22 protein-coding genes are annotated in these 26,061 nt (G+C 61.5%); 19 read left to right on the top strand and 3 right to left on the bottom strand.

All coding sequences use genetic code 11. The annotated features are described in order from the left end of the window. Positions 1 to 91: 91 nt before the first annotated feature. Positions 92 to 2,194: an elongation factor G gene (fusA, locus tag ACE3MN_RS09150; protein ID WP_049131932.1), complete on the bottom strand. Its 2,103-nt coding sequence runs from the start codon at positions 2,192 to 2,194 to the stop codon at positions 92 to 94. Between the two features lie 238 nt (positions 2,195 to 2,432). Here fusA and ACE3MN_RS09145 point away from each other — a divergent pair, with 238 nt between their 5' ends. Continuing rightward, entirely contained in the window at positions 2,433 to 2,744 is a 312-nt protein-coding gene (locus ACE3MN_RS09145; protein WP_004138790.1) for an ArsR/SmtB family transcription factor, read from the top strand. A 7-nt stretch (positions 2,745 to 2,751) separates the two neighbouring features. On the opposite strand, the gene nifJ is transcribed toward ACE3MN_RS09145, so the two are convergent. Further along, positions 2,752 to 6,267, bottom strand: coding sequence for a pyruvate:ferredoxin (flavodoxin) oxidoreductase (gene nifJ, locus ACE3MN_RS09140; protein WP_049089502.1), 3,516 nt, complete (start codon positions 6,265 to 6,267; stop codon positions 2,752 to 2,754). Between the two features lie 404 nt (positions 6,268 to 6,671). Between nifJ and nifH the strand changes: the two genes are divergently transcribed. The 14 genes from nifH to nifM all read left to right on the top strand — a co-directional run bounded on the left by nifH (position 6,672) and on the right by nifM (position 20,025). Continuing rightward, positions 6,672 to 7,553: a nitrogenase iron protein gene (gene nifH, locus ACE3MN_RS09135; RefSeq protein ID WP_004122384.1), complete on the top strand. Its 882-nt coding sequence runs from the start codon at positions 6,672 to 6,674 to the stop codon at positions 7,551 to 7,553. 16 nt (positions 7,554 to 7,569) lie between these two features. Further along, entirely contained in the window at positions 7,570 to 9,018 is a 1,449-nt protein-coding gene (nifD, locus tag ACE3MN_RS09130) for a nitrogenase molybdenum-iron protein alpha chain (RefSeq protein WP_004138788.1), read from the top strand. Positions 9,019 to 9,073: 55 nt separating this feature from the next. Beyond that, the gene (gene nifK, locus ACE3MN_RS09125; RefSeq protein WP_004138787.1) at positions 9,074 to 10,636 is read left to right on the top strand and encodes a nitrogenase molybdenum-iron protein subunit beta; all 1,563 of its coding nucleotides are present in this window, start codon (positions 9,074 to 9,076) and stop codon (positions 10,634 to 10,636) included. Positions 10,637 to 10,675: 39 nt separating this feature from the next. Continuing rightward, entirely contained in the window at positions 10,676 to 10,894 is a 219-nt protein-coding gene (nifT, locus tag ACE3MN_RS09120; protein ID WP_004122392.1) for a putative nitrogen fixation protein NifT, read from the top strand. Between the two features lie 10 nt (positions 10,895 to 10,904). Beyond that, positions 10,905 to 11,567 (top strand): NifB/NifX family molybdenum-iron cluster-binding protein, encoded by a 663-nt coding sequence (locus ACE3MN_RS09115; RefSeq protein ID WP_049087262.1) that lies wholly within the window; start codon positions 10,905 to 10,907, stop codon positions 11,565 to 11,567. A 321-nt stretch (positions 11,568 to 11,888) separates the two neighbouring features. Beyond that, complete coding sequence (gene nifE, locus ACE3MN_RS09110) at positions 11,889 to 13,262, top strand: nitrogenase iron-molybdenum cofactor biosynthesis protein NifE (RefSeq protein ID WP_138110098.1); 1,374 nt, start codon at positions 11,889 to 11,891, stop codon at positions 13,260 to 13,262. A gap of 10 nt (positions 13,263 to 13,272) precedes the next feature. Next, entirely contained in the window at positions 13,273 to 14,658 is a 1,386-nt protein-coding gene (gene nifN / locus ACE3MN_RS09105; protein WP_024360009.1) for a nitrogenase iron-molybdenum cofactor biosynthesis protein NifN, read from the top strand. Then, the gene (locus ACE3MN_RS09100; RefSeq protein WP_004122400.1) at positions 14,645 to 15,115 is read left to right on the top strand and encodes a NifB/NifX family molybdenum-iron cluster-binding protein; all 471 of its coding nucleotides are present in this window, start codon (positions 14,645 to 14,647) and stop codon (positions 15,113 to 15,115) included. Before nifN ends, ACE3MN_RS09100 begins: the two co-directional genes overlap by 14 nt. 195 nt (positions 15,116 to 15,310) lie before the next feature. Next, positions 15,311 to 16,135 carry a Fe-S cluster assembly protein NifU gene (gene nifU, locus ACE3MN_RS09095; protein ID WP_004138782.1) on the top strand — a complete coding sequence of 275 codons (825 nt, stop codon included), beginning with the start codon at positions 15,311 to 15,313 and terminating at the stop codon, positions 16,133 to 16,135. Between the two features lie 30 nt (positions 16,136 to 16,165). Continuing rightward, positions 16,166 to 17,368 (top strand): cysteine desulfurase NifS, encoded by a 1,203-nt coding sequence (gene nifS, locus ACE3MN_RS09090; RefSeq protein WP_024360010.1) that lies wholly within the window; start codon positions 16,166 to 16,168, stop codon positions 17,366 to 17,368. Positions 17,369 to 17,382: 14 nt separating this feature from the next. After that, positions 17,383 to 18,525 carry a homocitrate synthase gene (gene nifV / locus ACE3MN_RS09085; RefSeq protein WP_024360011.1) on the top strand — a complete coding sequence of 381 codons (1,143 nt, stop codon included), beginning with the start codon at positions 17,383 to 17,385 and terminating at the stop codon, positions 18,523 to 18,525. Continuing rightward, on the top strand, positions 18,525 to 18,785 hold the full coding sequence (locus ACE3MN_RS09080; RefSeq protein ID WP_004122407.1) for a nitrogenase-stabilizing/protective protein NifW: 261 nt from the start codon (positions 18,525 to 18,527) through the stop codon (positions 18,783 to 18,785). Before nifV ends, ACE3MN_RS09080 begins: the two co-directional genes overlap by 1 nt. Then, positions 18,782 to 19,228 carry a nitrogen fixation protein NifZ gene (locus tag ACE3MN_RS09075; protein ID WP_024360013.1) on the top strand — a complete coding sequence of 149 codons (447 nt, stop codon included), beginning with the start codon at positions 18,782 to 18,784 and terminating at the stop codon, positions 19,226 to 19,228. The genes ACE3MN_RS09080 and ACE3MN_RS09075 overlap by 4 nt, the downstream gene beginning before the upstream one ends. Beyond that, positions 19,225 to 20,025, top strand: coding sequence for a nitrogen fixation protein NifM (gene nifM, locus ACE3MN_RS09070; protein WP_049089493.1), 801 nt, complete (start codon positions 19,225 to 19,227; stop codon positions 20,023 to 20,025). The genes ACE3MN_RS09075 and nifM overlap by 4 nt, the downstream gene beginning before the upstream one ends. A gap of 23 nt (positions 20,026 to 20,048) precedes the next feature. Here the strand turns inward: nifM and ACE3MN_RS09065 are convergent, their stop codons facing one another. Beyond that, positions 20,049 to 20,579: a flavodoxin gene (locus ACE3MN_RS09065; RefSeq protein ID WP_004138775.1), complete on the bottom strand. Its 531-nt coding sequence runs from the start codon at positions 20,577 to 20,579 to the stop codon at positions 20,049 to 20,051. A gap of 321 nt (positions 20,580 to 20,900) precedes the next feature. On the opposite strand from ACE3MN_RS09065, the gene nifL reads away from it, so the two are divergent. From nifL to ACE3MN_RS09045, 4 genes are all read left to right on the top strand, one after another. Continuing rightward, on the top strand, positions 20,901 to 22,388 hold the full coding sequence (nifL, locus tag ACE3MN_RS09060) for a nitrogen fixation negative regulator NifL (protein WP_098362797.1): 1,488 nt from the start codon (positions 20,901 to 20,903) through the stop codon (positions 22,386 to 22,388). Continuing rightward, positions 22,385 to 23,959 (top strand): nif-specific transcriptional activator NifA, encoded by a 1,575-nt coding sequence (gene nifA / locus ACE3MN_RS09055; protein ID WP_004138773.1) that lies wholly within the window; start codon positions 22,385 to 22,387, stop codon positions 23,957 to 23,959. Before nifL ends, nifA begins: the two co-directional genes overlap by 4 nt. A 164-nt stretch (positions 23,960 to 24,123) precedes the next feature. Next, the gene (gene nifB / locus ACE3MN_RS09050; RefSeq protein WP_219680849.1) at positions 24,124 to 25,530 is read left to right on the top strand and encodes a nitrogenase cofactor biosynthesis protein NifB; all 1,407 of its coding nucleotides are present in this window, start codon (positions 24,124 to 24,126) and stop codon (positions 25,528 to 25,530) included. Beyond that, positions 25,530 to 26,033 (top strand): nitrogen fixation protein NifQ, encoded by a 504-nt coding sequence (locus tag ACE3MN_RS09045; RefSeq protein WP_148865340.1) that lies wholly within the window; start codon positions 25,530 to 25,532, stop codon positions 26,031 to 26,033. The genes nifB and ACE3MN_RS09045 overlap by 1 nt, the downstream gene beginning before the upstream one ends. Positions 26,034 to 26,061: the final 28 nt, after the last annotated feature.

Below are 26,061 nucleotides of genomic sequence, written 5' to 3'. Positions count from 1 at the left end.
CCGGAGGCGGCGCGTTGCGCCTGTCCGGGCTACAAGCCCGCAGGTTTTGTAGCCCGGACAGATGCGCAGCATCGCCTCCGGAAAACGTTGCTTAGCCTTTGGCGCGGCTGGCGATAATCGCCTCTGCCACGTTGCGCGGGGCTTCCGCGTAATGGTGGAACTCCATACTGTAGGTCGCCCGGCCCTGGGACATTGAACGCAGCGTGGTGGAATAGCCAAACATCTCGGCCAGCGGCACGTCGGCGCGGATAATCTGGCTGCCGAACCGCTCCTCCATCCCCTGCACCATTCCGCGACGGGAAGAGAGATCGCCCATGATATTCCCGGCGTACTCTTCCGGGGTCTCCACTTCCACGTGCATCACCGGTTCAAGAATAACCGGGTCGGCCCTGCGCGCCCCTTCCTTGAAGCCAAATATCGCCGCCATGCGGAAAGCCATCTCCGACGAGTCGACGTCATGATACGAACCAAACGTCAGTGTCGCCTTGATATCCACCACCGGATAGCCCGCCAGCACGCCAGTGCCCATCGCTTCGCGCAGCCCTTTTTCCACCGAAGGGATGTACTCGCGCGGCACCACGCCGCCTTTGGTCGCGTCTTCAAACACGAAACCGCTCCCCGGCTCCAGCGGTTCAAGGGTCAGCACCACGTGGCCGTACTGCCCTTTACCGCCGGACTGGCGGACAAACTTGCCTTCCACCTCTTTGACCGTTTTGCGGATCGTCTCGCGATAGGTCACCTGCGGACGCCCGATATTCGCCTCAACGCCAAACTCGCGCTTCATGCGGTCGACGATAATCTCCAGATGCAGCTCGCCCATCCCGGAAATGATCGTCTGGCCGGACTCCTCGTCAGTATGCAGACGAAACGACGGATCTTCCGCCGCCAGCCGCTGCAGGGCGATACCCATTTTCTCCTGGTCGGCTTTGGTTTTCGGTTCAATCGCCAGCGAAATCACCGGCTCCGGAAACTCCATCCGTTCGAGGGTAATCACCGCATCCGGGGCGCACAGCGTGTCGCCGGTAGTGACATCCTTCAGGCCGACGCAGGCGGCAATATCCCCGGCGTGCAGTTCGTCCACCTCATGGCGATCGTTGGCCTGCATCAGCACGATGCGTCCGATGCGTTCTTTCTTGCCTTTCACCGGATTCCACACCGCATCGCCTTTTTTCAACGTCCCGGAATAGACGCGGATAAAGGTCAGCTGTCCGACATAGGGGTCGGTCATCAGCTTGAAGGCCAGCGCCGAGAACGGTTCGTCGTCGTTCGGGTGACGTTCAGCAGGTTGCCCTTTCTCATCCACGCCCTGAATCGCCGGGATATCCAGCGGCGACGGCATCAGCTCAACCACCGCATCGAGCATCCGCTGCACGCCTTTGTTTTTAAACGCGCTGCCGCACAGCACCGCCTGGATTTCGCCCTTCACCGTACGCTGGCGCAGTCCGGCAACGATTTCCGCCTCGCTCAACTCGCCGGTTTCGAGATACTTATCCATCAGTTCGTCGCTGGCTTCCGCCGCCGCCGAGACCATTTTCTCTCTCCACAGCCGGGCGGTTTCCACGAGATCGTCAGGCACCGGCGCATAGCTGAAGGTCATCCCCTGGGTGGCGTCGTCCCACAAAATGGCGCGCATTTTGATGAGATCCACCACCCCGGTAAAGTGCTCTTCGGCGCCAACCGGGATCACAATCGGTACCGGATTGGCCTTCAGGCGATCGGTCATCATCTGCACCACGCGGAAAAAATCCGCGCCGGGGCGGTCCATCTTGTTGACGAAGGCCAGCCGCGGGACGTGGTATTTATTCGCCTGCCGCCAGACCGTTTCCGACTGCGGCTGCACGCCGCCGACGGAGTCGTAAACCATCACCGCGCCGTCCAGGACGCGCATGGAGCGTTCCACTTCGATGGTAAAATCCACGTGCCCTGGGGTATCGATGATGTTAATCCTGTGCGGCTCGAAGCTGCGGTCCATACCGGGCCAGAAGCAGCTCACCGCCGCGGAGGTAATGGTGATCCCGCGCTCCTGCTCCTGCGCCATCCAGTCGGTGGTTGCCGCGCCATCGTGTACTTCCCCCAGCTTGTGACTCATCCCGGTATAAAACAGGATGCGCTCGGTGGTGGTGGTTTTGCCGGCATCGATATGCGCGGAGATACCGATGTTGCGATAACGTTCGAGGGGGATGGGTCGGGGCATGATGCGTCCTTAGTCATTTTGACTGTCAGCAGGCGGCCGGAATTGGCCGCCGTTCATATAACGGCATCTATCATAGTACAACTGTACGAGTATATTCGAACTATTTTTGCTATCGTTACTATTGGTGAAGCTGCGACGACGCGCGTGGCTTTAGAAAAGCAGTTTGGGTATATTACCGGCCAGCCGCCGATACGGGCCGCTGCTCGTAAGGCAGCGCAACCGCCGACACAGGAATAGTATGATCGCCAATCACCCCGAACGTGAACAAATTCGCCTCGAAAATGTCCTTTTCGCCCTCGGTAACCCGCTACGGCTTGAGATTATCCGCATCCTTGCCGACGGAAGCGAGCAGAGCTGTAACGCCCTGCGTCACGAAGATGTGGCGAAGTCGACCATGACCCACCACTGGCGCGTCCTGCGCGACAGCGGTGTGATCTGGCAGCGCCCACAGGGGCGGGAGAACTTGATTTCGCTGCGCCGGGAAGATTTAGACGCGCGCTTTCCCGGCCTGCTGGATACGCTGCTTAAGGTCATGCAGCAGGAGAACTAAAGGCCCGCTACTCCTCGCCGGCCAGCCGCCGATACTGGGCAAAGCGGGCCCGCGCGTCCTCCTCGGTTCGGCTAAAGAGCGCATCCGCCAGATGCGGCGTCGTTTTGTGCAGCGAGGCGTAGCGCACTTCGCCAAGCAAAAAGTCGCGGAAGCTCTCCTCCGGCTCTTCGGAATCGAGCATAAACGGCGTCTTACCTTCCGCTTCCCGCTGCGGATGATAGCGCCACAGGTGCCAGTATCCCGCCTCAACCGCCCGTTTCGCCTCGCGCTGGCTGCAGCGCATACCGGCTTTCAGCCCGTGGTTAATGCAGGCGGCGTAGGCAATCACCAGCGACGGTCCCGGCCAGGCTTCGGCCTCGGCGATCGCCCGTAGGGTCTGATCTTTATCAGCGCCCATCGCGACCTGGGCCACGTACACATTGCCGTAGCTCATCGCCATCATGCCGAGATCTTTTTTCCGCGTGCGTTTGCCCTGCGCGGCAAACTTCGCGATGGCCGCCACCGGGGTCGATTTAGACGACTGGCCGCCGGTATTGGAGTAAACCTCGGTGTCAAATACCAGAATATTGACGTCTTCCCCGCTCGCCAGCACGTGATCGAGACCGCCGAAGCCGATATCGTAGGCCCAGCCGTCGCCGCCGAAAATCCACTGCGAACGACGAACAAAATAGTCGCGGTTCTGCCACAGCTGCTCCAGCAGCGGCACGCCCTCTTTTTCCGCCGCCAGCCGTTCGCTGAGCCGGTCCGCGCGCTCGCGGGTGCCCTCGCCTTCATCCTGCTTCGCCAGCCACTGGCGCATTGCGTCGCTAAGTTCGTCGCTGACAGCTAGCGCCAGCGCGGCGGTCATATCATCGGCGATTTGTTGACGCACCGCCTGACCGCCGAGCATCATGCCGAGGCCAAACTCCGCATTATCCTCAAACAGCGAGTTCGCCCATGCCGGGCCGTGGCCGCGGTGGTTGGTGGTATAGGGAATCGACGGCGCGCTGGCTCCCCAGATAGAAGAGCAGCCGGTGGCGTTAGCGATCAGCATCCGGTCGCCAAACAGCTGGGTTATCAGGCGGGCATAAGGCGTTTCACCGCATCCCGCGCAGGCGCCGGAAAACTCCAGCAGCGGGGTTTCAAACTGGCTGCCTTTGACCGTCGTCTTACGAAACGGATTGCTCTTCGGCGTCAGCGCCAGCGCATAGTCCCAGACCGGCGCCATCTGACGCTGGCTATCGAGAGACTGCATTTTTAACGCCTTGCCGCGCGCGGGACAGATATCCACGCAGTTGCCGCAGCCGGAACAATCCAACGGCGAGATAGCCAGATGGTAGTGATACTCCTTCGCTCCCTGCGCGGGTTTGCTCAGCAGCCCAACCGGCGCGGCGTCATGCTCTTCGCCGTTGAGCAGCGCCGGGCGGATCGCCGCATGCGGGCAGATAAAGGCGCACTGGTTACACTGCGTGCAGCCCTCCGGCTGCCAGACCGGCACTTCCAGCGCGATCCCGCGTTTCTCCCACGCGGCGGTGCCCGAAGGAAACGTCCCGTCCTCCATACCGACAAACGCGCTCACCGGCAGCTGGTCGCCGCACTGGCGGTTCATCGGCTGCAGAATATCGCGGATGAAATCCGGCATCATGGCTGATGCTTGCGCCGCGGGCTCATCCAGCGTCGCCCAGTGCGCCGGAATCGTCACCTGATGCAGCGAGGCCATGCCCAGCTCGATCGCCCGCTGGTTCATCTCAATCACCGCCGCCCCTTTGCTGCCGTAGCTTTTTTCAACCGCCTGCTTGAGGTAATCCGCCGCGGTCTGCGGGTCGATAATCGCCGCCAGCTTAAAGAACGCCGCCTGCATCAGCATATTAAAGCGCCCGCCCAGCCCGAGCTCGCGGGCGATATCCACGGCGTTCAGGGTATAAAAATGGATATTTTCCCGCGCCAGATAGCGTTTGAAGCTGACCGGCAGATGCTGCTCCAGCTCCGCATCGGACCAGCTGCAGTTGAGTAAAAAGGTCCCGCCCGGCTTTAATCCGTCCAGCAGATCGTAGCGCTCAACGTAGGACTGCTGCGAACAGGAGATAAAATCGGCCCGATGGATCAGGTAGGGCGAATTGATCGGCCGGTCGCCGAAGCGTAAATGTGAAACGGTAATGCCGCCGGATTTTTTCGAGTCATAAGAAAAGTAGGCCTGCGCGTAGAGCGGCGTTTTATCGCCGATAATTTTGATCGCGCTTTTATTGGCCCCGACGGTGCCGTCCGAGCCCATGCCCCAAAATTTACAGGCGGTGATGCCGTCATGCGAGACCGCCAGCGTCTGCTGGCGCGGCGGTAACGAAGTAAAGGTTACATCATCGACAATCCCGAGGGTAAACCCGTCCATCGGCAGCGGTTTATTGAGGTTATCAAAGACGGCCGCGATATCGTTGGGCAGAACATCCTTCCCGCCAAGCGCATAGCGGCCGCCGACGATTAGCGGCGCATCGTCGTGGTGGTAGAAGGCGTTTTTCACATCCAGGCACAGCGGTTCAGCCTGAGCGCCGGGCTCTTTGGTACGGTCAAGGACGGCAATCCGCTGCACGGTTTTCGGCAGCTGGGCGAAGAAGTGGGCCAGCGAAAAAGGACGAAACAGATGCACGCTGAGCAGCCCGACCTTCTCTCCCGCCGCGTTCAGCGTATCCACCACTTCCTGAACGGTATCGCAGACCGATCCCATTGCGATAATCACCCGTTCGGCATCCGCCGCGCCGGTATAGTTAAACAGATGGTACTCCCGGCCGGTGAGCGCGCTGATTTGCGCCATATAGCTTTCGACAATGTCGGGCAGCGCCTGATAAAAACGGTTGCCCGCCTCCCGCTCCTGGAAGTAGATATCCGGGTTCTGCGCCGTTCCGCGGATGACCGGATGATCCGGATGCAGCGCGTTACGGCGGAAGCTGTCGAGCGCGGGCCGGTCCAGCAGCGTCGCCAGCTGCTCATATTCCAGCACCTCGATTTTTTGAATTTCGTGCGAGGTGCGAAAACCGTCGAAGAAGTTAACAAACGGGATGCGTCCCTTAATCGCCGCCAGATGCGCCACCGCCGACAAATCCATCACCTGCTGCACGTTATTCTCCGCCAGCATCGCGCAGCCGGTCTGGCGCACCGCCATCACATCCTGGTGATCGCCAAAAATATTCAGCGAATTGGTCGCCAGCGCCCGGGCGCTGACGTGAAAGACGCCCGGCAGCAGTTCACCGGCGATTTTGTACATGTTGGGGATCATCAGCAGCAGCCCCTGGGAGGCCGTATAGGTGGTGGTGAGCGCCCCGGCCTGCAGCGCGCCGTGAACCGCGCCTGCCGCACCGGCCTCCGACTGCATCTCCATTAAGCGCACCGGCTGGCCAAAAAGGTTCTTTTTCCCCTGCGCCGCCCACTCGTCGACGTTTTCCGCCATCGGCGTGGAGGGGGTTATGGGGTAAATCGCCGCGACCTCGGTAAAGGCATAAGAGATCCAGGCCGCCGCGGCGTTGCCATCCATTGTTTTCATTTTTCCGGACATTGTTCAATCCTCGAAGGTGAGAGGCATCTTCGCCGCCTCAAATAAGCGGCAAACCCAGTTGTTGCCTCAAGCACAGCCTGTGCCAGCTCGCGGATGACAGAAGAGTTAGCGCGAATTCAACGCGTTATGAAGAGAGTCGCCGCGCAGCGCGCCAAGAGATTGCGTGGAATAAGACACAGGGGGCGACAAGCTGTTGAACAGGCGACAAAGCGCCACCATGGCCCCGGCAGGCGCAATTGTTCTGTTTCCCACATTTGGTCGCCTTATTGTGCCGTTTTGTTTTACGTCCTGCGCGGCGACAAATAACTAACTTCATAAAAATCATAAGAATACATAAACAGGCACGGCTGGTATGTTCCCTGCACTTCTCTGCTGGCAAACACTCAACAACAGGAGAAGTCACCATGACCATGCGTCAATGCGCTATTTACGGTAAAGGCGGTATCGGTAAATCCACCACCACACAGAACCTCGTCGCCGCGCTGGCGGAGATGGGTAAGAAAGTGATGATCGTCGGCTGCGATCCGAAGGCGGACTCCACCCGTCTGATCCTGCACGCCAAAGCACAGAACACCATTATGGAGATGGCCGCGGAAGTCGGCTCGGTCGAGGACCTCGAACTCGAAGACGTGCTGCAAATTGGCTACGGCGACGTGCGCTGCGCGGAATCCGGCGGCCCGGAGCCAGGCGTCGGCTGCGCGGGACGCGGCGTGATCACGGCGATCAACTTTCTTGAAGAAGAAGGCGCCTACGAGGACGATCTCGATTTCGTGTTCTATGACGTGCTCGGCGACGTGGTCTGCGGCGGCTTCGCCATGCCGATCCGCGAAAACAAAGCCCAGGAGATCTACATCGTCTGCTCCGGCGAAATGATGGCGATGTACGCGGCCAACAATATCTCCAAAGGGATCGTTAAATACGCCAAATCCGGCAAGGTGCGCCTCGGCGGCCTGATCTGTAACTCACGTCAGACCGACCGTGAAGACGAACTGATTATTGCCCTGGCGGAAAAGCTCGGTACCCAGATGATCCACTTTGTGCCCCGCGACAACATCGTGCAGCGCGCGGAGATCCGCCGCATGACGGTTATCGAGTACGACCCCGCCTGTAAACAGGCCAACGAATACCGCACCCTGGCGCAGAAGATCGTCAACAACACCATGAAAGTGGTGCCGACGCCCTGCACCATGGATGAGCTGGAATCGCTGCTGATGGAGTTCGGCATCATGGAAGAGGAAGACACCAGCATCATTGGCAAAACCGCCGCCGAAGAAAACGCGGCCTGAGCACAGGACAATTATGATGACCAACGCAACGGGCGAACGTAATCTGGCGCTGATCCAGGAAGTCCTGGAGGTGTTCCCGGAAACCGCGCGAAAAGAGCGCAGAAAGCACATGATGGTCAGCGATCCGGAAATGGAGAGCGTCGGCAAGTGCATTATCTCTAACCGCAAATCACAACCCGGCGTAATGACCGTACGCGGCTGCGCCTACGCCGGTTCCAAAGGGGTGGTATTTGGGCCGATCAAGGATATGGCCCACATTTCGCACGGACCGGTCGGCTGCGGCCAGTATTCCCGCGCCGGACGACGCAACTATTACACCGGAGTCAGCGGCGTCGATAGCTTCGGCACGCTGAACTTCACCTCTGATTTTCAGGAGCGCGACATCGTCTTCGGCGGCGATAAAAAGCTCAGCAAGCTGATTGAAGAGATGGAGCTGCTGTTCCCGCTCACCAAAGGGATCACCATTCAGTCGGAATGCCCGGTGGGGCTGATCGGCGATGATATCAGCGCGGTGGCCAACGCCAGCAGCAAGGCGCTGGATAAACCGGTGATCCCGGTACGCTGCGAAGGCTTTCGCGGCGTGTCGCAGTCTCTGGGGCACCATATCGCCAACGACGTGGTGCGCGACTGGATCCTGAACAATCGCGAAGGACAGCCGTTTGAAACCACCCCTTACGATGTGGCGATCATCGGCGACTACAACATCGGCGGCGACGCCTGGGCCTCGCGCATTCTGCTGGAAGAGATGGGGCTACGGGTAGTCGCGCAGTGGTCCGGCGACGGCACGCTGGTGGAGATGGAGAATACCCCATTCGTCAAGCTGAACCTGGTTCACTGCTACCGTTCGATGAACTATATCGCCCGCCATATGGAGGAGAAACATCAGATTCCGTGGATGGAGTACAACTTCTTCGGGCCGACCAAAATCGCCGAATCGCTGCGCAAAATCGCCGACCAGTTCGACGATACCATTCGCGCGAACGCCGAAGCGGTGATCGCCCGGTATGAGGGGCAGATGGCGGCGATTATCGCCAAATATCGCCCGCGCCTGGAGGGGCGTAAGGTGCTGCTCTATATGGGCGGCCTGCGGCCGCGCCACGTTATTGGCGCCTATGAGGATCTCGGGATGGAGATCATCGCCGCCGGCTACGAGTTTGCCCATAACGATGATTACGACCGCACCCTGCCGGATCTGAAAGAGGGCACGCTGCTGTTCGATGACGCCAGCAGCTACGAGCTGGAAGCGTTCGTCAAGGCGCTGAAGCCCGACCTTATCGGCTCCGGCATCAAGGAAAAATATATCTTCCAGAAAATGGGCGTGCCGTTCCGCCAGATGCACTCGTGGGACTATTCCGGCCCGTACCACGGCTACGATGGTTTCGCCATTTTCGCCCGCGATATGGATATGACCCTGAACAACCCGGCGTGGAACGAACTGACCGCTCCGTGGCTGAAGTCTGCGTGATTGCCCACTCACTGTCCCGTCTGTTCACCGATTTGTGGCGCGGGAGGAGAACACCATGAGCCAAACGATTGATAAAATTAATAGCTGTTATCCGCTATTCGAACAGGATGAATACCAGGAGCTGTTCCGCAATAAGCGGCAGCTGGAAGAGGCGCACGATGCGCAGCGCGTGCAGGAGGTCTTTGCCTGGACCACCACCGCCGAGTATGAAGCGCTGAATTTCCAGCGCGAGGCGCTGACCGTTGACCCGGCGAAAGCCTGCCAGCCGCTTGGCGCGGTGCTTTGCTCGCTGGGATTTGCCAACACCCTGCCGTATGTGCACGGCTCTCAGGGGTGCGTGGCCTACTTTCGCACCTATTTTAACCGCCATTTCAAAGAGCCGATCGCCTGCGTCTCCGACTCGATGACCGAAGACGCGGCGGTCTTCGGCGGCAACAACAATATGAACCTGGGCCTGCAGAACGCCAGCGCGCTGTACAAACCGGAGATCATTGCGGTGTCCACCACCTGCATGGCGGAAGTTATCGGCGATGACCTGCAGGCGTTTATCGCCAACGCCAAAAAAGATGGCTTCGTCGACAGCAGCATCGCCGTGCCCCACGCCCATACGCCAAGCTTTATCGGCAGCCACGTCACCGGCTGGGATAACATGTTTGAAGGCTTCGCCAAAACCTTCACTGCGGACTACCAGGGGCAGCCGGGCAAATTGCCGAAGCTCAATCTGGTGACCGGCTTTGAAACCTATCTCGGCAACTTCCGCGTATTAAAGCGGATGATGGAACAGATGGCGGTGCCGTGCAGCCTGCTCTCCGATCCGTCGGAAGTTCTCGACACGCCCGCCGACGGCCACTATCGGATGTATTCCGGCGGCACCACGCAGCAGGAGATGAAAGAGGCCCCTGACGCCATCGATACGCTGCTCCTGCAGCCGTGGCAGCTGCTGAAGAGCAAAAAAGTGGTGCAGGAGATGTGGAACCAGCCCGCCACCGAGGTCGCCATTCCGCTGGGGCTGGCCGCCACCGATGAACTGCTGATGACCGTCAGCCAGCTTAGCGGCAAGCCGATTGCCGACGCCCTCACCCTTGAGCGCGGCCGGCTGGTTGACATGATGCTCGACTCCCACACCTGGCTGCACGGCAAGAAGTTTGGCCTGTACGGCGATCCGGACTTCGTGATGGGCCTCACCCGCTTCCTGCTGGAGCTGGGCTGCGAGCCAACGGTGATCCTGAGCCATAACGCCAACAAACGCTGGCAAAAAGCGATGAACAAAATGCTCGATGCCTCGCCGTACGGGCGCGATAGCGAAGTGTTTATCAACTGCGATTTGTGGCACTTCCGTTCGCTGATGTTCACCCGTCAGCCGGACTTTATGATCGGCAACTCCTACGGCAAGTTTATCCAGCGCGATACCCTGGCGAAGGGTAAAGCCTTTGAAGTGCCGCTTATCCGCCTCGGCTTTCCGCTGTTCGACCGCCACCATCTGCACCGCCAGACAACCTGGGGTTATGAAGGGGCGATGAACATTGTGACGACGCTGGTGAACGCCGTGCTGGAGAAACTGGATAGCGATACCAGCCAGCTGGGCAAAACCGATTACAGCTTCGATCTCGTCCGTTAACCATCAGGTGCCCCGCGTCATGCGGGGCCAGGAGGGAGTATGCCCATCGTGATTTTCCGTGAGCGCGGCGCGGACCTGTACGCCTATATCGCGAAACAGGATCTGGAAGCGCGAGTGATCCAGATTGAGCATAACGACGCTGAACGCTGGGGCGGCGCGATTTCGCTGGAGGGGGGACGCCGCTACTACGTGCATCCGCAGCCGGGGCGTCCCGTCTTTCCGATAAGCCTGCGCGCGACGCGCAATACCTTGATATAAGGAGCTGGTGATGTCCGACAACGATACCCTATTCTGGCGTATGCTGGCGCTGTTTCAGTCTCTGCCGGACCTACAGCCGGCGCAAATCGTCGACTGGCTGGCGCAGGAGAGCGGCGAGACGCTGACGCCAGAGCGTCTGGCGACCCTGACCCAGCCGCAGCTGGCCGCCAGCTTTCCCTCCGCGACGGCGGTGATGTCCCCCGCTCGCTGGTCGCGGGTGATGGCGAGCCTGCAGGGCGCGCTGCCCGCCCATTTACGCATCGTTCGCCCTGCCCAGCGCACGCCGCAGCTGCTGGCGGCATTTTGCTCCCAGGATGGGCAGGTGATTAACGGCCATTTCGGCCAGGGACGACTGTTTTTTATCTACGCGTTCGATGAACAAGGCGGCTGGCTGTACGATCTGCGCCGCTATCCCTCCGCCCCCCACCAGCAGGAGGCCAACGAAGTGCGCGCCCGGCTTATTGAGGACTGTCAGCTGCTGTTTTGCCAGGAGATCGGCGGGCCCGCCGCCGCGCGGCTGATCCGCCATCGCATCCACCCGATGAAAGCGCAGCCCGGGACGACGATTCAGGCACAGTGCGAGGCGATCAATACGCTGCTGGCCGGCCGTTTGCCGCCGTGGCTGGCGAAGCGGCTTAACAGGGATAACCCTCTGGAAGAACGCGTTTTTTAATCCCTGTTTTGTGCTTGTTGCCCGCTGACCCCGCGGGCTTTTTTTCGCGTATGGACGCGTTCCCCACGTTACGGTCAGGGGAATATTCCGTTCACGGTTGTTCCGGGCTTCTTGATGCGCCTAACCCCCTCGCTGCCAGCCTTTCATCAACAAATAGCCATGCCAGCGCGATAGGTCATAAAGCATCACATGCCGCCATCCCTTGTCCGATTGTTGGCTTTGTCGCAAAGCCAACAACCTCTTTTCTTTAAAAATCAAGGCTCCGCTTCTGGAGCGCGAATTGCATCTTCCCCCTCATCCCCCACCGTCAACGAGGTCACTATGAAGGGAAATGAAATTCTGGCGCTGCTGGATGAACCGGCCTGTGAACACAACCATAAACAAAAATCCGGCTGCAGCGCGCCCAAACCCGGCGCCACCGCCGGCGGCTGCGCGTTCGACGGCGCGCAGATAACCCTGCTGCCCATCGCCGACGTGGCGCATCTGGTCCACGGCCCCATCGGCTGCGCCGGAAGCTCATGGGATAACCGCGGCAGCGCCAGCTCCGGCCCCACCCTTAATCGGCTCGGGTTCACCACCGATCTCAACGAACAGGACGTGATTATGGGCCGCGGCGAACGCCGCCTGTTTCACGCCGTGCGCCATATCGTCACCCGCTATCATCCGGCGGCGGTCTTTATCTACAACACCTGCGTACCGGCCATGGAGGGCGATGACCTGGAAGCGGTATGCCAGGCCGCGCAGACCGCCACCGGCGTACCGGTTATCGCTATTGACGCCGCCGGTTTCTACGGCAGTAAAAATCTCGGTAACCGGCTGGCGGGCGACGTCATGGTCAAACGGGTCATCGGCCAGCGCGAGCCCGCCCCCTGGCCGGAGAGCACGCCCTTTACCCCGGAGCAGCGTCACGATATTGGCCTGATTGGCGAATTCAATATTGCCGGCGAGTTCTGGCATATTCAGCCGCTGCTCGACGAACTGGGGATCCGCGTGCTCGGCAGCCTCTCCGGCGATGGCCGCTTCGCCGAGATCCAGACCATGCACCGGGCGCAGGCCAATATGCTGGTCTGCTCGCGGGCGTTAATTAACGTCGCCAGAGCCCTGGAGCAGCGCTACGGCACGCCGTGGTTCGAAGGCAGCTTTTACGGGATCCGCGCCACCTCTGACGCCCTGCGCCAGCTGGCGGCGCTGCTGGGCGACGACGACCTTCGCCAGCGTACCGAAGCGCTGATTGCGCGGGAGGAACAGGCGGCGGAACTGGCGCTACAGCCGTGGCGCGAACAGCTGCGCGGCCGCAAAGCGCTGCTCTATACCGGCGGGGTGAAATCCTGGTCGGTGGTATCGGCGCTGCAGGATTTGGGCATGACCGTGGTGGCAACCGGCACGCGTAAATCCACCGAAGAGGATAAACAGCGGATCCGCGAGCTGATGGGCGAAGAGGCGGTAATGCTGGAAGAGGGCAACGCCCGCACGCTGCTGGATGTGGTCTATCGCTATCAGGCCGACCTGATGATTGCCGGCGGACGCAATATGTACACCGCCTATAAAGCCAGGCTGCCGTTTCTCGATATCAATCAGGAGCGCGAACACGCCTTCGCTGGCTATCAGGGGATCGTCACCCTCGCCCGCCAGCTGTGTCAGACCATCAACAGCCCCATCTGGCCGCAAACCCATTCTCGCGCCCCGTGGCGCTAAGGAGCTCACCATGGCAGACATTTTCCGCACCGATAAGCCGCTGGCGGTCAGCCCCATCAAAACCGGCCAGCCGCTCGGCGCAATCCTCGCCAGCCTCGGGATCGAACACAGCATCCCTCTGGTCCACGGCGCGCAGGGGTGCAGCGCCTTCGCCAAAGTCTTTTTTATTCAACATTTCCACGACCCGGTTCCCCTGCAGTCGACAGCGATGGACCCCACGTCGACGATTATGGGCGCGGACGGCAATATTTTTACCGCCCTGGATACCCTCTGCCAGCGCAACAATCCGCAGGCTATCGTACTGCTCAGCACCGGGCTGTCGGAGGCCCAGGGCAGCGATATTTCCCGCGTGGTTCGCCAGTTTCGCGAAGAGTATCCCCGTCACAAGGGGGTGGCGATATTGACGGTTAACACGCCGGATTTTTATGGCTCCATGGAGAACGGCTTCAGCGCGGTGCTAGAGAGCGTCATTGAGCAGTGGGTGCCGCCGGCGCCGCGCCCGGCTCAGCGCAATCGCCGGGTCAATCTGCTGATCAGCCACCTCTGTTCGCCGGGTGATATTGAGTGGCTGCGCCGATGCGTCGAAGCGTTCGGCCTGCAGCCGGTAATCCTGCCGGACCTGGCGCAATCGATGGACGGCCACCTGGCGCAGGGCGATTTCTCGCCGCTGACCCAGGGCGGGACGCCGCTGCGCCAGATAGAGCAGATGGGACAAAGCCTGTGCAGCTTCGCCATTGGCGTCTCCCTTCATCGCGCCTCATCGCTGCTGGCCCCGCGCTGCCGCGGCGAGGTTATCGCCCTGCCGCACCTGATGACCCTCGAACGCTGCGACGCCTTTATTCATCAACTGGCGAAAATTTCCGGACGCGCCGTTCCCGAGTGGCTGGAACGCCAGCGCGGCCAGCTACAGGATGCGATGATCGACTGCCATATGTGGCTCCAGGGCCAGCGCATGGCGATAGCGGCGGAAGGCGATCTGCTGGCGGCGTGGTGTGATTTCGCCAACAGCCAGGGGATGCAGCCCGGCCCGCTGGTGGCCCCTACCGGTCATCCCAGCCTGCGCCAGCTGCCGGTGGAACGGGTGGTGCCGGGGGATCTGGAGGATCTGCAAACCCTGCTGTGCGCGCATCCCGCCGACCTGCTGGTGGCGAACTCGCACGCCCGCGACCTGGCGGAGCAGTTTGCGCTGCCGCTGGTGCGCGCGGGTTTTCCGCTCTTTGATAAGCTCGGCGAATTCCGCCGGGTACGACAGGGGTATAGCGGGATGCGCGATACGCTGTTTGAGCTGGCAAACCTGATGCGCGAGCGTCACCACCACCTCGCCCACTACCGATCGCCGCTGCGCCAGAACCCCGAATCGTCACTCTCCACAGGAGGCGCTTATGCCGCCGATTAACCGTCAGTTTGATATGGTCCACTCCGATGAGTGGTCTATGAAGGTCGCCTTCGCCAGCTCCGACTATCGTCACGTCGATCAGCACTTCGGCGCTACCCCGCGGCTGGTGGTGTACGGCGTCAAGGCGGATCGGGTCACTCTCATCCGGGTGGTTGATTTCTCGGTCGAGAACGGCCACCAGACGGAGAAGATCGCCAGGCGGATCCACGCCCTGGAGGATTGCGTCACGCTGTTCTGCGTGGCGATTGGCGACGCGGTTTTTCGCCAGCTGTTGCAGGTGGGCGTGCGCGCCGAACGCGTTCCCGCCGACACCACCATCGTCGGCTTACTGCAGGAGATTCAGCTCTACTGGTACGACAAAGGGCAGCGCAAAAATACGCGCCAGCGCGACCCGGAGCGCTTTACCCGTCTGCTGCAGGAGCAGGAGTGGCATGGGGATCCGGACCCGCGCCGCTAGCCGTGTCGTTTCTGTGACAAAGCCCACAAAACATCGCGACACTGTAGGACGAACCTTGTCAGGACTAATACACAACCATTTGAAAAATATTAATTTTATTCTCTGGTATCGCAATTGCTAGTTCGTTATCGCCACCGCGCTTCCGCGGTGAACCGCGCCCCGGCGTTTTCCGTCATCATCCCTGGAGCTGACAGCATGTGGAATTACTCCGAGAAAGTGAAAGACCATTTTTTTAACCCCCGCAACGCGCGCGTGGTGGACAACGCCAACGCGGTAGGCGACGTCGGTTCGTTAAGCTGCGGCGACGCCCTGCGCCTGATGCTGCGCGTCGACCCGCAAAGCGAAATCATTGAGGAGGCGGGCTTCCAGACCTTCGGCTGCGGCAGCGCCATCGCCTCCTCCTCCGCGCTGACGGAGCTGATTATCGGCCATACCCTCGCCGAAGCCGGGCAGATAACCAATCAGCAGATTGCCGATTATCTCGACGGACTGCCGCCGGAGAAAATGCACTGCTCGGTGATGGGCCAGGAGGCCCTGCGCGCGGCCATCGCCAACTTTCGCGGCGAAAGCCTTGAAGAGGAGCACGACGAGGGCAAGCTGATCTGCAAATGCTTCGGCGTCGATGAAGGGCATATTCGCCGCGCGGTACAGAACAACGGGCTGACCACCCTTGCCGAGGTGATCAACTACACCAAAGCGGGCGGCGGCTGCACCTCTTGCCACGAAAAAATCGAGCTGGCGCTGGCGGAGATCCTCGCCCAGCAGCCGCAGACGACGCCAGCCGTGGCCAGCGGCAAAGATCCGCACTGGCAGAGCGTCGTCGATACCATCGCAGAACTGCGGCCGCATATTCAGGCCGACGGCGGCGATATGGCGCTACTCAGCGTCACCAACCACCAGGTGACCGTCAGCCTCTCCGGCAGCTGTAGCGGCTGCATGATGACCGATATGACCCTGGCCTGGCTGCAGCAAAAACTGATGGAACGTACCGGCTGTTATATGGAAGTGGTGGCGGCCTGAGCCGCGGTTAACTGACCCAAGGGGGACAAGATGAAACAGGTTTATCTCGATAACAACGCCACCACCCGTCTGGACCCGATGGTTCTGGAAGCGATGATGCCCTTTTTGACCGATTTTTACGGCAACCCCTCGTCGATACACGATTTTGGCATTCCGGCCCAGGCGGCTCTGGAACGCGCGCATCAGCAGGCTGCGGCGCTGCTGGGCGCGGAGTATCCCAGCGAGATCATCTTTACCTCCTGCGCCACCGAAGCCACCGCCACCGCCATCGCCTCGGCGATCGCCCTGCTGCCGGAGCGTCGCGAAATCATCACCAGCGCGGTCGAACATCCGGCGACGCTGGCGGCCTGCGAGCACCTGGAGCGCCAGGGCTACCGGATTCATCGCATCGCGGTGGATAGCGAGGGGGCGCTGGACATGGCGCAGTTCCGCGCGGCGCTCAGCCCGCGCGTCGCGTTGGTCAGCGTGATGTGGGCGAATAACGAAACCGGAGTGCTTTTCCCGATCGGCGAAATGGCGGAGCTGGCCCATGAACAAGGGGCGCTGTTTCACTGCGATGCGGTGCAGGTGGTCGGGAAAATACCGATCGCCGTGGGCCAGACCCGCATCGATATGCTCTCCTGCTCGGCGCATAAGTTCCACGGGCCAAAAGGCGTAGGCTGTCTTTATCTGCGGCGGGGAACGCGCTTTCGCCCGCTGCTGCGCGGCGGTCACCAGGAGTACGGTCGGCGAGCCGGGACGGAAAATATCTGCGGAATCGTCGGCATGGGCGCGGCCTGCGAGCTGGCGAATATTCATCTGCCGGGAATGACGCATATCGGCCAATTGCGCGACAGGCTGGAGCATCGCCTGCTGGCCAGCGTGCCGTCGGTCATGGTAATGGGCGGCGGCCAGCCGCGGGTGCCCGGTACGGTGAATCTGGCCTTTGAGTTTATTGAAGGTGAAGCCATTCTGCTGCTGTTAAACCAGGCCGGGATCGCCGCCTCCAGCGGCAGCGCCTGCACCTCAGGCTCGCTGGAACCCTCCCACGTGATGCGGGCGATGAATATCCCCTACACCGCCGCCCACGGCACCATCCGCTTTTCTCTCTCGCGCTACACCCGGGAGAAAGAGATCGATTACGTCGTCGCCACGCTGCCGCCGATTATCGACCGGCTGCGCGCGCTGTCGCCCTACTGGCAGAACGGCAAGCCGCGCCCGGCGGACGCCGTATTCACGCCGGTTTACGGCTAAGGCGGAGGTGGCTGATGGAACGCGTGCTGATTAACGATACCACCCTGCGCGACGGCGAGCAGAGCCCCGGCGTCGCCTTTCGCACCAGCGAAAAGGTCGCCATTGCCGAGGCGCTTTACGCCGCAGGAATAACGACGATGGAGGTCGGCACCCCGGCGATGGGCGACGAGGAGATCGCGCGGATCCAGCTGGTGCGTCGCCAGCTGCCCGACGCGACCCTGATGACCTGGTGTCGGATGAACGCGCTGGAGATCCGCCAGAGCGCCGATCTGGGCATCGACTGGGTGGATATCTCGATTCCGGCTTCGGATAAGCTGCGGCAGTACAAACTGCGCGAGCCGCTGGCGGTGCTGCTGGAGCGGCTGGCGATGTTTATCCATCTTGCGCATACCCTCGGCCTGAAGGTATGCATCGGCTGCGAGGACGCCTCGCGGGCCAGCGGCCAGACCCTGCGCGCTATCGCCGAGGTCGCGCAGCAATGCGCCGCCGCCCGCCTGCGCTATGCCGATACGGTCGGCCTGCTCGACCCTTTTACCACCGCGGCGCAAATCTCGGCCCTGCGCGACGTCTGGTCCGGCGAGATCGAAATGCATGCCCATAACGATCTGGGTATGGCGACCGCCAATACGCTGGCGGCGGTAAGCGCCGGGGCCACCAGCGTGAATACGACGGTCCTCGGTCTCGGCGAGCGGGCGGGCAATGCGGCGCTGGAAACCGTCGCGCTGGGCCTTGAACGCTGCCTGGGCGTGGAGACCGGCGTGCATTTTTCGGCGCTGCCCGCGCTCTGTCAGAGGGTCGCGGAAGCCGCTCAGCGCGCCATCGACCCGCAGCAGCCGCTGGTCGGCGAGCTGGTGTTTACCCATGAGTCAGGTGTCCACGTGGCGGCGCTGCTGCGCGACAGCGAGAGCTACCAGTCCATCGCCCCTTCCCTGATGGGCCGCAGCTACCGGCTGGTGCTGGGCAAACACTCCGGGCGTCAGGCGGTCAACGGCGTTTTTGACCAGATGGGCTATCACCTCAACGCCGCGCAGATTAACCAGCTGCTGCCCGCCATCCGCCGCTTCGCCGAGAACTGGAAGCGCAGCCCGAAAGATTACGAGCTGGTGGCTATCTACGACGAGCTGTGCGGTGAATCCGCCCTGCGGGCGAGGGGGTAATGATGGAGTGGTTTTATCAAATTCCCGGCGTGGACGAACTTCGCTCCGCCGAATCCTTTTTTCAGTTTTTCGCCGTCCCCTACCAGCCCGAGCTGCTTGGCCGCTGCAGCCTGCCGGTGCTGGCAACGTTTCATCGCAAACTCCGCGCGGAGGTGCCGCTGCAAAACCGGCTCGAGGATAACGACCGCGCGCCCTGGCTGCTGGCGCGAAGACTGCTCGCGGAGAGCTATCAGCAACAGTTTCAGGAGAGCGGAACATGAGACCGAAATTCACCTTTAGCGAAGAGGTCCGCGTCGTACGCGCGATTCGTAACGACGGCACCGTGGCGGGCTTCGCGCCCGGCGCGCTGCTGGTCAGGCGCGGCAGCACCGGCTTTGTGCGCGACTGGGGCGTTTTTTTGCAAGATCAGATTATCTACCAGATCCACTTTCCGGAAACCGATCGGATCATCGGCTGCCGCGAGCAGGAGCTGATCCCCATCACCCAGCCGTGGCTGGCCGGAAATTTGCAATACGGGGATAGCGTGACCTGCCAGATGGCGCTCGCGGTCAACGGCGATGTGGTCGTGAGCGCCGGCCAGCGGGGACGCGTTGAGGCTACCGATCGGGGAGAGCTCGGCGACAGCTACACCGTCGACTTTAGCGGCCGCTGGTTCAGGGTCCCTGCGCAGGCCATCGCCCTTATAGAGGAAAGAGAAGAATGAACCCATGGCAACGTTTTGCCCGGCAGCGGCTAGCGCGCAGCCGCTGGAATCGCGATCCGGCGGCCCTGGATCCGGCCGATACGCCGGTTTTTGAACAGGCCTGGCAACGCCAGTGCCATATGGAGCAGACGATCGTCGCGCGGGTCCCTGAAGGCGATATTCCGGCGGCGTTGCTGGAGAATATCGCCGCCTCCCTTGCCATCTGGCTCGACGAGGGGGATTTTACGCCGCCCGAGCGCGCTGCCATCGTGCGCCATCACGCCCGGCTGGAACTCGCCTTTGCCGATATCGCCCGCCAGGCGCCGCAGCCGGATCTCTCTACGGTACAGGCATGGTATCTGCGCCACCAGACGCAGTTTATGCGCCCGGAACAGCGTCTGACCCGCCATTTACTGCTGACGGTCGATAACGACCGCGAAGCCGTGCACCAGCGGATCCTCGGCCTGTATCGGCAAATCAACGCCTCGCGGGACGCTTTCGCGCCGCTGGCCCAGCGCTATTCCCACTGCCCGAGCGCGCTGGAAGAGGGTCGTTTAGGCTGGATTAGCCGCGGCCTGCTCTATCCGCAGCTCGAGACCGCGCTGTTTTCACTGGCGGAAAACGCGCTAAGCCTTCCCATCGCCAGCGAATTGGGCTGGCATCTTTTATGGTGCGAAGCGATTCGCCCCGCCGCGCCCATGGAGCCGCAGCAGGCGCTGGAGAGCGCGCGCGATTATCTTTGGCAGCAGAGCCAGCAGCGCCATCAGCGCCAGTGGCTGGAACAGATGATTTCCCGTCAGCCGGGGCTGTGCGGGTAGCCTCGGCGGCTACCCGTTTACGCCTACAGCACGGTGCGTTTAATCTCCTCAAGCCAGCTCGCCAGACGCGCTTCGGTCTGGTCGAACTGGTTATCCTGATCCAGCACCAGCCCAACAAAGCGGTCGCCTTCCAGCGCCGAGGACGCGCTGAATTCATAACCCTCATTTGGCCAGCTGCCAATCATCTGCGCGCCGCGCGCGCTCAGGGCGTCGAACAGCGGGCGCATCCCGCTGACGAAGTTGTCCGGATAGCCTCTCTGATCGCCGAGGCCGAACAGCGCCACGGTTTTCCCTTTCAGGCTGGCGTCGTCGAGGCCGCTGATAAATTCGCTCCATGACTCGCTTTCGCATCCGGCCTCCAGCCCCGGCAGCTGGCCGTCGCCGAGCGTCGGCGTGCCCAGCAGCAGCACCGGATAGGCCATAAAGTCGTCCAGCGTCGTGCGGTTAATGTTGACCGGGGCATCCGCCAGCTCGCCCAGTTGCTTGTGGATCATTTTCGCGATTTTGCGGGTTTTACCGGTATCGGTGCCAAAGAAAATACCAATGTTCGCCATGTTGCGCTCCTGTCGGAAAAGGGGGTTGAAAATACGCGTTCTCGCAGGGGTATTGCGAAGGCTGTGCCAGGTTGCTTTGCACTACCGCGGCCCATCCCTGCCCCAAAACGATCGCTTCAGCCCTCTCCCGCCGCGCGCGGCGGGGCTGGCGGGGCGCTTAAAATGCAAAAAGCGCCTGCTTTTCCCCTACCGGATCAATGTTTCTGCACATCACGCCGATAAGGGCGCACGGTTTGCATGGTTATCACCGTTCGGAAAACACCGCGGCGTCCCTGTCACGGTGTCGGACAAATTGTCATAACTGCGACACAGGAGTTTGCGATGACCCTGAATATGATGCTCGATAACGCCGTACCCGAGGCGATTGCCGGTGCGCTGACTCAACAACATCCGGGGCTGTTTTTTACAATGGTCGAACAGGCATCGGTAGCGATTTCCCTCACCGATGCCCGGGCGAATATTATCTACGCCAACCCGGCGTTTTGCCGCCAGACTGGATACTCGCTGGCGCAATTGCTCAATCAAAACCCGCGCCTGCTGGCCAGCAGCCAGACGCCGCGCGAGATCTACCAGGAGATGTGGCATACCCTGCTCCAGCGCCAGCCGTGGCGCGGTCAGCTAATTAATCAGCGCCGCGACGGCGGCCTGTATCTGGTAGATATCGATATCACGCCGGTGCTGAATCCGCAGGGCGAGCTGGAGCATTATCTGGCGATGCAGCGGGATATCAGCGTCAGCTATACCCTGGAACAGCGGCTGCGCAATCATATGACGCTAATGGAAGCGGTGCTCAATAACATCCCCGCCGCCGTGGTCGTGGTCGATGAGCAGGATCGGGTGGTGATGGATAATCTCGCCTACAAAACGTTCTGCGCGGACTGCGGCGGGAAAGAGCTGCTGGTCGAGCTCCAGGTTTCCCCGCGCAAAATGGGGCCCGGCGCGGAGCAAATCCTGCCGGTGGTGGTTCGCGGCGCGGTCCGCTGGCTGTCGGTGACCTGCTGGGCGCTGCCCGGCGTGAGTGAAGAAGCCAGCCGCTACTTCGTCGACAGCGCCCCGGCGCGCACGCTGGTGGTGATCGCCGACTGTACCCAGCAGCGCCAGCAGCAGGAGCAGGGCCGGCTCGACCGTCTGAAACAGCAAATGACCGCCGGTAAGCTGCTGGCCGCGATTCGCGAGTCGCTGGACGCGGCGCTGATTCAGCTTAATTGCCCAATCAATATGCTGGCGGCGGCCCGCCGGCTGAACGGCGAAGGCAGCGGCAACGTGGCGCTGGACGCGGCGTGGCGCGAAGGTGAAGAGGCCATGGCGCGCCTGCAGCGCTGCCGCCCTTCTCTTGAGCTGGAAAGCAATGCTGTCTGGCCGCTTCAGCCCTTTTTTGACGACCTGTACGCCCTCTACCGCACCCGCTTTGACGATCGCGCGCGGCTGCAGGTGGACATGGCATCGCCGCATCTGGTCGGCTTCGGCCAGCGTACCCAGCTGCTGGCCTGCTTGAGTTTATGGCTCGACCGGACGCTGGCCCTCGCCGCCGAGCTGCCCTCCGTACCGCTGGAGATCGAGCTTTACGCCGAAGAGGACGAGGGCTGGCTCTCTTTGTATCTCAACGACAATGTCCCGCTGCTGCAGGTGCGCTACGCCCACTCCCCCGATGCCCTAAACTCTCCCGGCAAAGGGATGGAGCTGCGGCTGATCCAAACGCTGGTCGCCTACCACCGCGGCGCGATTGAACTGGCTTCGCGACCGCAGGGAGGCACCAGCCTGGTTCTGCGTTTCCCGCTCTTTAATACCCTGACCGGAGGTGAGCAATGATCCATAAATCCGATTCGGACACCACCGTCAGACGTTTCGATCTCTCCCAGCAGTTTACCGCCATGCAGCGGATAAGCGTGGTGCTGAGTCGCGCCACCGAAGCGAGCAAAACCCTGCAGGAGGTCCTGAGCGTGCTACATAACGATGCGTTTATGCAGCACGGGATGATTTGCCTGTACGACAGCCAGCAGGAGATCCTGAGCATCGAAGCGCTGCAGCAAACGGAAGACCAGACGCTGCCCGGCAGTACGCAAATTCGCTACCGGCCGGGGGAAGGATTAGTCGGTACCGTGCTGGCGCAGGGCCAGTCGCTGGTGCTGCCGCGCGTCGCCGACGACCAGCGTTTTCTCGATCGTCTGAGCCTGTACGACTATGACCTGCCGTTTATCGCCGTTCCGCTGATGGGCCCCCACTCCCGGCCCATCGGCGTACTGGCGGCGCAGCCGATGGCGCGTCAGGAAGAGCGGCTGCCCGCCTGCACGCGCTTTCTCGAAACCGTCGCCAATCTGATCGCCCAGACGATTCGCCTGATGATCCTGCCAACCTCCGCCGCGCAGGCGCCGCAGCAGAGCCCCAGAATAGAGCGCCCGCGCGCCTGTACCCCTTCGCGCGGTTTCGGCCTGGAAAATATGGTCGGTAAAAGTCCGGCGATGCGGCAGATTATGGATATTATTCGTCAGGTTTCCCGCTGGGATACCACGGTGCTGGTACGCGGCGAGAGCGGCACCGGGAAAGAGCTCATCGCCAACGCCATCCACCATAATTCTCCGCGCGCCGCCGCGGCGTTCGTCAAATTTAACTGCGCGGCGCTGCCGGACAACTTGTTGGAGAGCGAGCTGTTTGGTCATGAGAAAGGCGCGTTTACCGGCGCGGTGCGCCAGCGGAAAGGCCGCTTTGAGCTGGCGGACGGCGGCACCTTATTCCTCGATGAGATCGGCGAAAGCAGCGCCTCGTTTCAGGCTAAGCTACTGCGTATTCTGCAAGAGGGGGAGATGGAGCGCGTCGGCGGCGACGAAACCCTGCGCGTCAACGTGCGCATTATCGCGGCGACCAACCGCCATCTGGAAGAGGAGGTGCGGCTGGGTCATTTCCGCGAGGATCTATACTACCGCCTGAACGTAATGCCTATCGCGCTGCCGCCGCTGCGCGAGCGCCAGGAGGATATCGCCGAGCTGGCGCACTTTCTGGTGCGAAAAATCGCCCACAGCCAGGGGCGAACGCTGCGCATCAGCGATGGGGCGATTCGCCTGCTGATGGAGTACAGCTGGCCGGGAAACGTGCGCGAACTGGAAAACTGTCTCGAACGTTCGGCGGTGCTGTCGGAAAGCGGCCTGATAGACCGGGACGTGATTCTGTTCAACCATCGCGATAACCCGCCGAAAGCGCTCGCCAGCAGCGGCCCGGCGGAGGACGGCTGGCTCGATAACAGCCTCGACGAGCGCCAGCGGCTGATCGCCGCCCTGGAAAAAGCGGGCTGGGTGCAGGCCAAAGCGGCGCGGCTGCTCGGCATGACCCCGCGCCAGGTGGCGTATCGCATTCAGATTATGGATATCACCATGCCGCGACTGTGAAGCCTTATGTGAGATTCAGGACATTGTCGCCAGCGCGGCGGAATTGCGACAATTCAGGGACGCGGGTTGCCGGTTAAAAAGTCTATTTTTCATGCGGTTGTGAAATTAACCTCTGGTACAGCATTTGCAGCAGGAAGGTATCGCCCAACCACGAAGGTACGACCATGACTTCCTGCTCCTCTTTTTCTGGCGGCAAAGCCTGCCGCCCGACGGATGACAGCGCATTGACGCCGCTTGTGGCCGATAAAGCTGCCGCGCACCCCTGCTACTCTCGCCATGGGCATCACCGTTTCGCGCGGATGCATCTGCCCGTCGCGCCCGCCTGCAATTTGCAGTGCAACTACTGTAATCGCAAATTCGATTGCAGCAACGAGTCCCGCCCCGGGGTATCGTCAACGCTGCTGACGCCTGAACAGGCGGTCGTGAAAGTGCGTCAGGTCGCGCAGGCGATCCCGCAGCTTTCGGTGGTGGGCATCGCCGGGCCCGGCGATCCGCTCGCCAATATCGCCCGCACCTTTCGCACCCTGGAGCTGATCCGCGAACAGCTGCCGGACCTGAAATTATGCCTGTCGACCAACGGACTGATGCTGCCTGACGCGGTGGACCGCCTGCTGGATGTCGGCGTTGACCACGTCACGGTCACCATTAATACCCTCGACGCGGAGATTGCCGCGCAAATCTACGCCTGGCTATGGCTGGACGGCGAACGCTACAGCGGGCGCGAAGCGGGAGAGATCCTGATTGCCCGTCAGCTTGAGGGCGTACGCAGGCTGACCGCCAAAGGCGTGCTGGTGAAAATAAATTCGGTGCTGATCCCCGGTATCAACGATAGCGGCATGGCCGACGTGAGCCGCGCGCTGCGGGCCAGCGGCGCGTTTATCCATAATATTATGCCGCTGATCGCCAGGCCGGAGCACGGCACGGTGTTTGGCCTCAACGGCCAGCCGGAGCCGGACGCCGAGACGCTCGCCGCCACCCGCGGCCGGTGCGGCGAAGTGATGCCGCAGATGACCCACTGCCACCAGTGTCGCGCCGACGCCATTGGGATGCTCGGCGAAGACCGCAGCCAGCAGTTTACCCAGCTTCCGGCGCCAGAGAGTCTCCCGGCCTGGCTGCCGATCCTCCACCAGCGCGCGCAGCTGCACGCCAGCATTGCCACCCGCGGCGAATCTGAAGCCGATGACGCCTGCCTGGTCGCCGTGGCGTCAAGCCGCGGGGACGTCATTGATTGTCACTTTGGTCACGCCGACCGGTTCTACATTTACAGCCTCTCGGCCGCCGGTATGGTGCTGGTCAACGAGCGCTTTACGCCCAAATATTGTCAGGGGCGCGATGACTGCGAGCCGCAGGATAACGCAGCCCGGTTTGCGGCGATCCTCGAACTGCTGGCGGACGTTAAAGCCGTATTCTGCGTGCGTATCGGCCATACGCCGTGGCAACAGCTGGAACAGGAAGGCATTGAACCCTGCGTTGACGGCGCGTGGCGGCCGGTCTCCGAAGTGCTGCCCGCGTGGTGGCAACAGCGTCGGGGGAGCTGGCCTGCCGCGTTGCCGCATAAGGGGGTCGCCTGATGCCGCCGCTCGACTGGTTGCGGCGCTTATGGCTGCTGTACCACGCGGGGAAAGGCAGCTTTCCGCTGCGCATGGGGCTTAGCCCGCGCGATTGGCAGGCGCTGCGCCGGCGCCTGGGCGAGGTGGAAACGCCGCTCGACGGCGAGACGCTCACCCGTCGCCGCCTGATGGCGGAGCTCAACGCCACCCGCGAAGAGGAGCGCCAGCAGCTGGGCGCCTGGCTGGCGGGCTGGATGCAGCAGGATGCCGGGCCGATGGCGCAGATTATCGCCGAGGTTTCGCTGGCGTTTAACCATCTCTGGCAGGATCTTGGTCTGGCGTCGCGCGCCGAATTGCGCCTGCTGATGAGCGACTGCTTTCCACAGCTGGTGATTATGAACGAACACAATATGCGCTGGAAAAAGTTCTTTTATCGTCAGCGCTGTTTGCTGCAGCAGGGGGAAGTTATCTGCCGTTCGCCAAGCTGCGACGAGTGCTGGGAACGCAGCGCCTGTTTTGAGTAGCCGTTTCCCGAAGGGGGCGCTGCAAACA

Source organism: Klebsiella grimontii (assembly GCF_042137965.1).
Lineage (GTDB): Bacteria > Pseudomonadota > Gammaproteobacteria > Enterobacterales > Enterobacteriaceae > Klebsiella > Klebsiella grimontii.
Note: the sequence above shows the minus strand (reverse complement) of the source record. Positions and strands in the feature narration are given on the sequence as shown.

Bases quoted from the DNA above. Each gene is read 5' to 3' on its own strand.
- fusA (WP_049131932.1), bottom strand. From the start codon at position 2,194: ATGCCCCGACCCATCCCCCTCGAACGTTATCGCAACATCGGTATCTCC.
- ACE3MN_RS09145 (WP_004138790.1), top strand. From the start codon at position 2,433: ATGATCGCCAATCACCCCGAACGTGAACAAATTCGCCTCGAAAATGTC.
- nifJ (WP_049089502.1), bottom strand. From the start codon at position 6,267: ATGTCCGGAAAAATGAAAACAATGGATGGCAACGCCGCGGCGGCCTGG.
- nifH (WP_004122384.1), top strand. From the start codon at position 6,672: ATGACCATGCGTCAATGCGCTATTTACGGTAAAGGCGGTATCGGTAAA.
- nifD (WP_004138788.1), top strand. From the start codon at position 7,570: ATGACCAACGCAACGGGCGAACGTAATCTGGCGCTGATCCAGGAAGTC.
- nifK (WP_004138787.1), top strand. From the start codon at position 9,074: ATGAGCCAAACGATTGATAAAATTAATAGCTGTTATCCGCTATTCGAA.
- nifT (WP_004122392.1), top strand. From the start codon at position 10,676: ATGCCCATCGTGATTTTCCGTGAGCGCGGCGCGGACCTGTACGCCTAT.
- ACE3MN_RS09115 (WP_049087262.1), top strand. From the start codon at position 10,905: ATGTCCGACAACGATACCCTATTCTGGCGTATGCTGGCGCTGTTTCAG.
- nifE (WP_138110098.1), top strand. From the start codon at position 11,889: ATGAAGGGAAATGAAATTCTGGCGCTGCTGGATGAACCGGCCTGTGAA.
- nifN (WP_024360009.1), top strand. From the start codon at position 13,273: ATGGCAGACATTTTCCGCACCGATAAGCCGCTGGCGGTCAGCCCCATC.
- ACE3MN_RS09100 (WP_004122400.1), top strand. From the start codon at position 14,645: ATGCCGCCGATTAACCGTCAGTTTGATATGGTCCACTCCGATGAGTGG.
- nifU (WP_004138782.1), top strand. From the start codon at position 15,311: ATGTGGAATTACTCCGAGAAAGTGAAAGACCATTTTTTTAACCCCCGC.
- nifS (WP_024360010.1), top strand. From the start codon at position 16,166: ATGAAACAGGTTTATCTCGATAACAACGCCACCACCCGTCTGGACCCG.
- nifV (WP_024360011.1), top strand. From the start codon at position 17,383: ATGGAACGCGTGCTGATTAACGATACCACCCTGCGCGACGGCGAGCAG.
- ACE3MN_RS09080 (WP_004122407.1), top strand. From the start codon at position 18,525: ATGATGGAGTGGTTTTATCAAATTCCCGGCGTGGACGAACTTCGCTCC.
- ACE3MN_RS09075 (WP_024360013.1), top strand. From the start codon at position 18,782: ATGAGACCGAAATTCACCTTTAGCGAAGAGGTCCGCGTCGTACGCGCG.
- nifM (WP_049089493.1), top strand. From the start codon at position 19,225: ATGAACCCATGGCAACGTTTTGCCCGGCAGCGGCTAGCGCGCAGCCGC.
- ACE3MN_RS09065 (WP_004138775.1), bottom strand. From the start codon at position 20,579: ATGGCGAACATTGGTATTTTCTTTGGCACCGATACCGGTAAAACCCGC.
- nifL (WP_098362797.1), top strand. From the start codon at position 20,901: ATGACCCTGAATATGATGCTCGATAACGCCGTACCCGAGGCGATTGCC.
- nifA (WP_004138773.1), top strand. From the start codon at position 22,385: ATGATCCATAAATCCGATTCGGACACCACCGTCAGACGTTTCGATCTC.
- nifB (WP_219680849.1), top strand. From the start codon at position 24,124: ATGACTTCCTGCTCCTCTTTTTCTGGCGGCAAAGCCTGCCGCCCGACG.
- ACE3MN_RS09045 (WP_148865340.1), top strand. From the start codon at position 25,530: ATGCCGCCGCTCGACTGGTTGCGGCGCTTATGGCTGCTGTACCACGCG.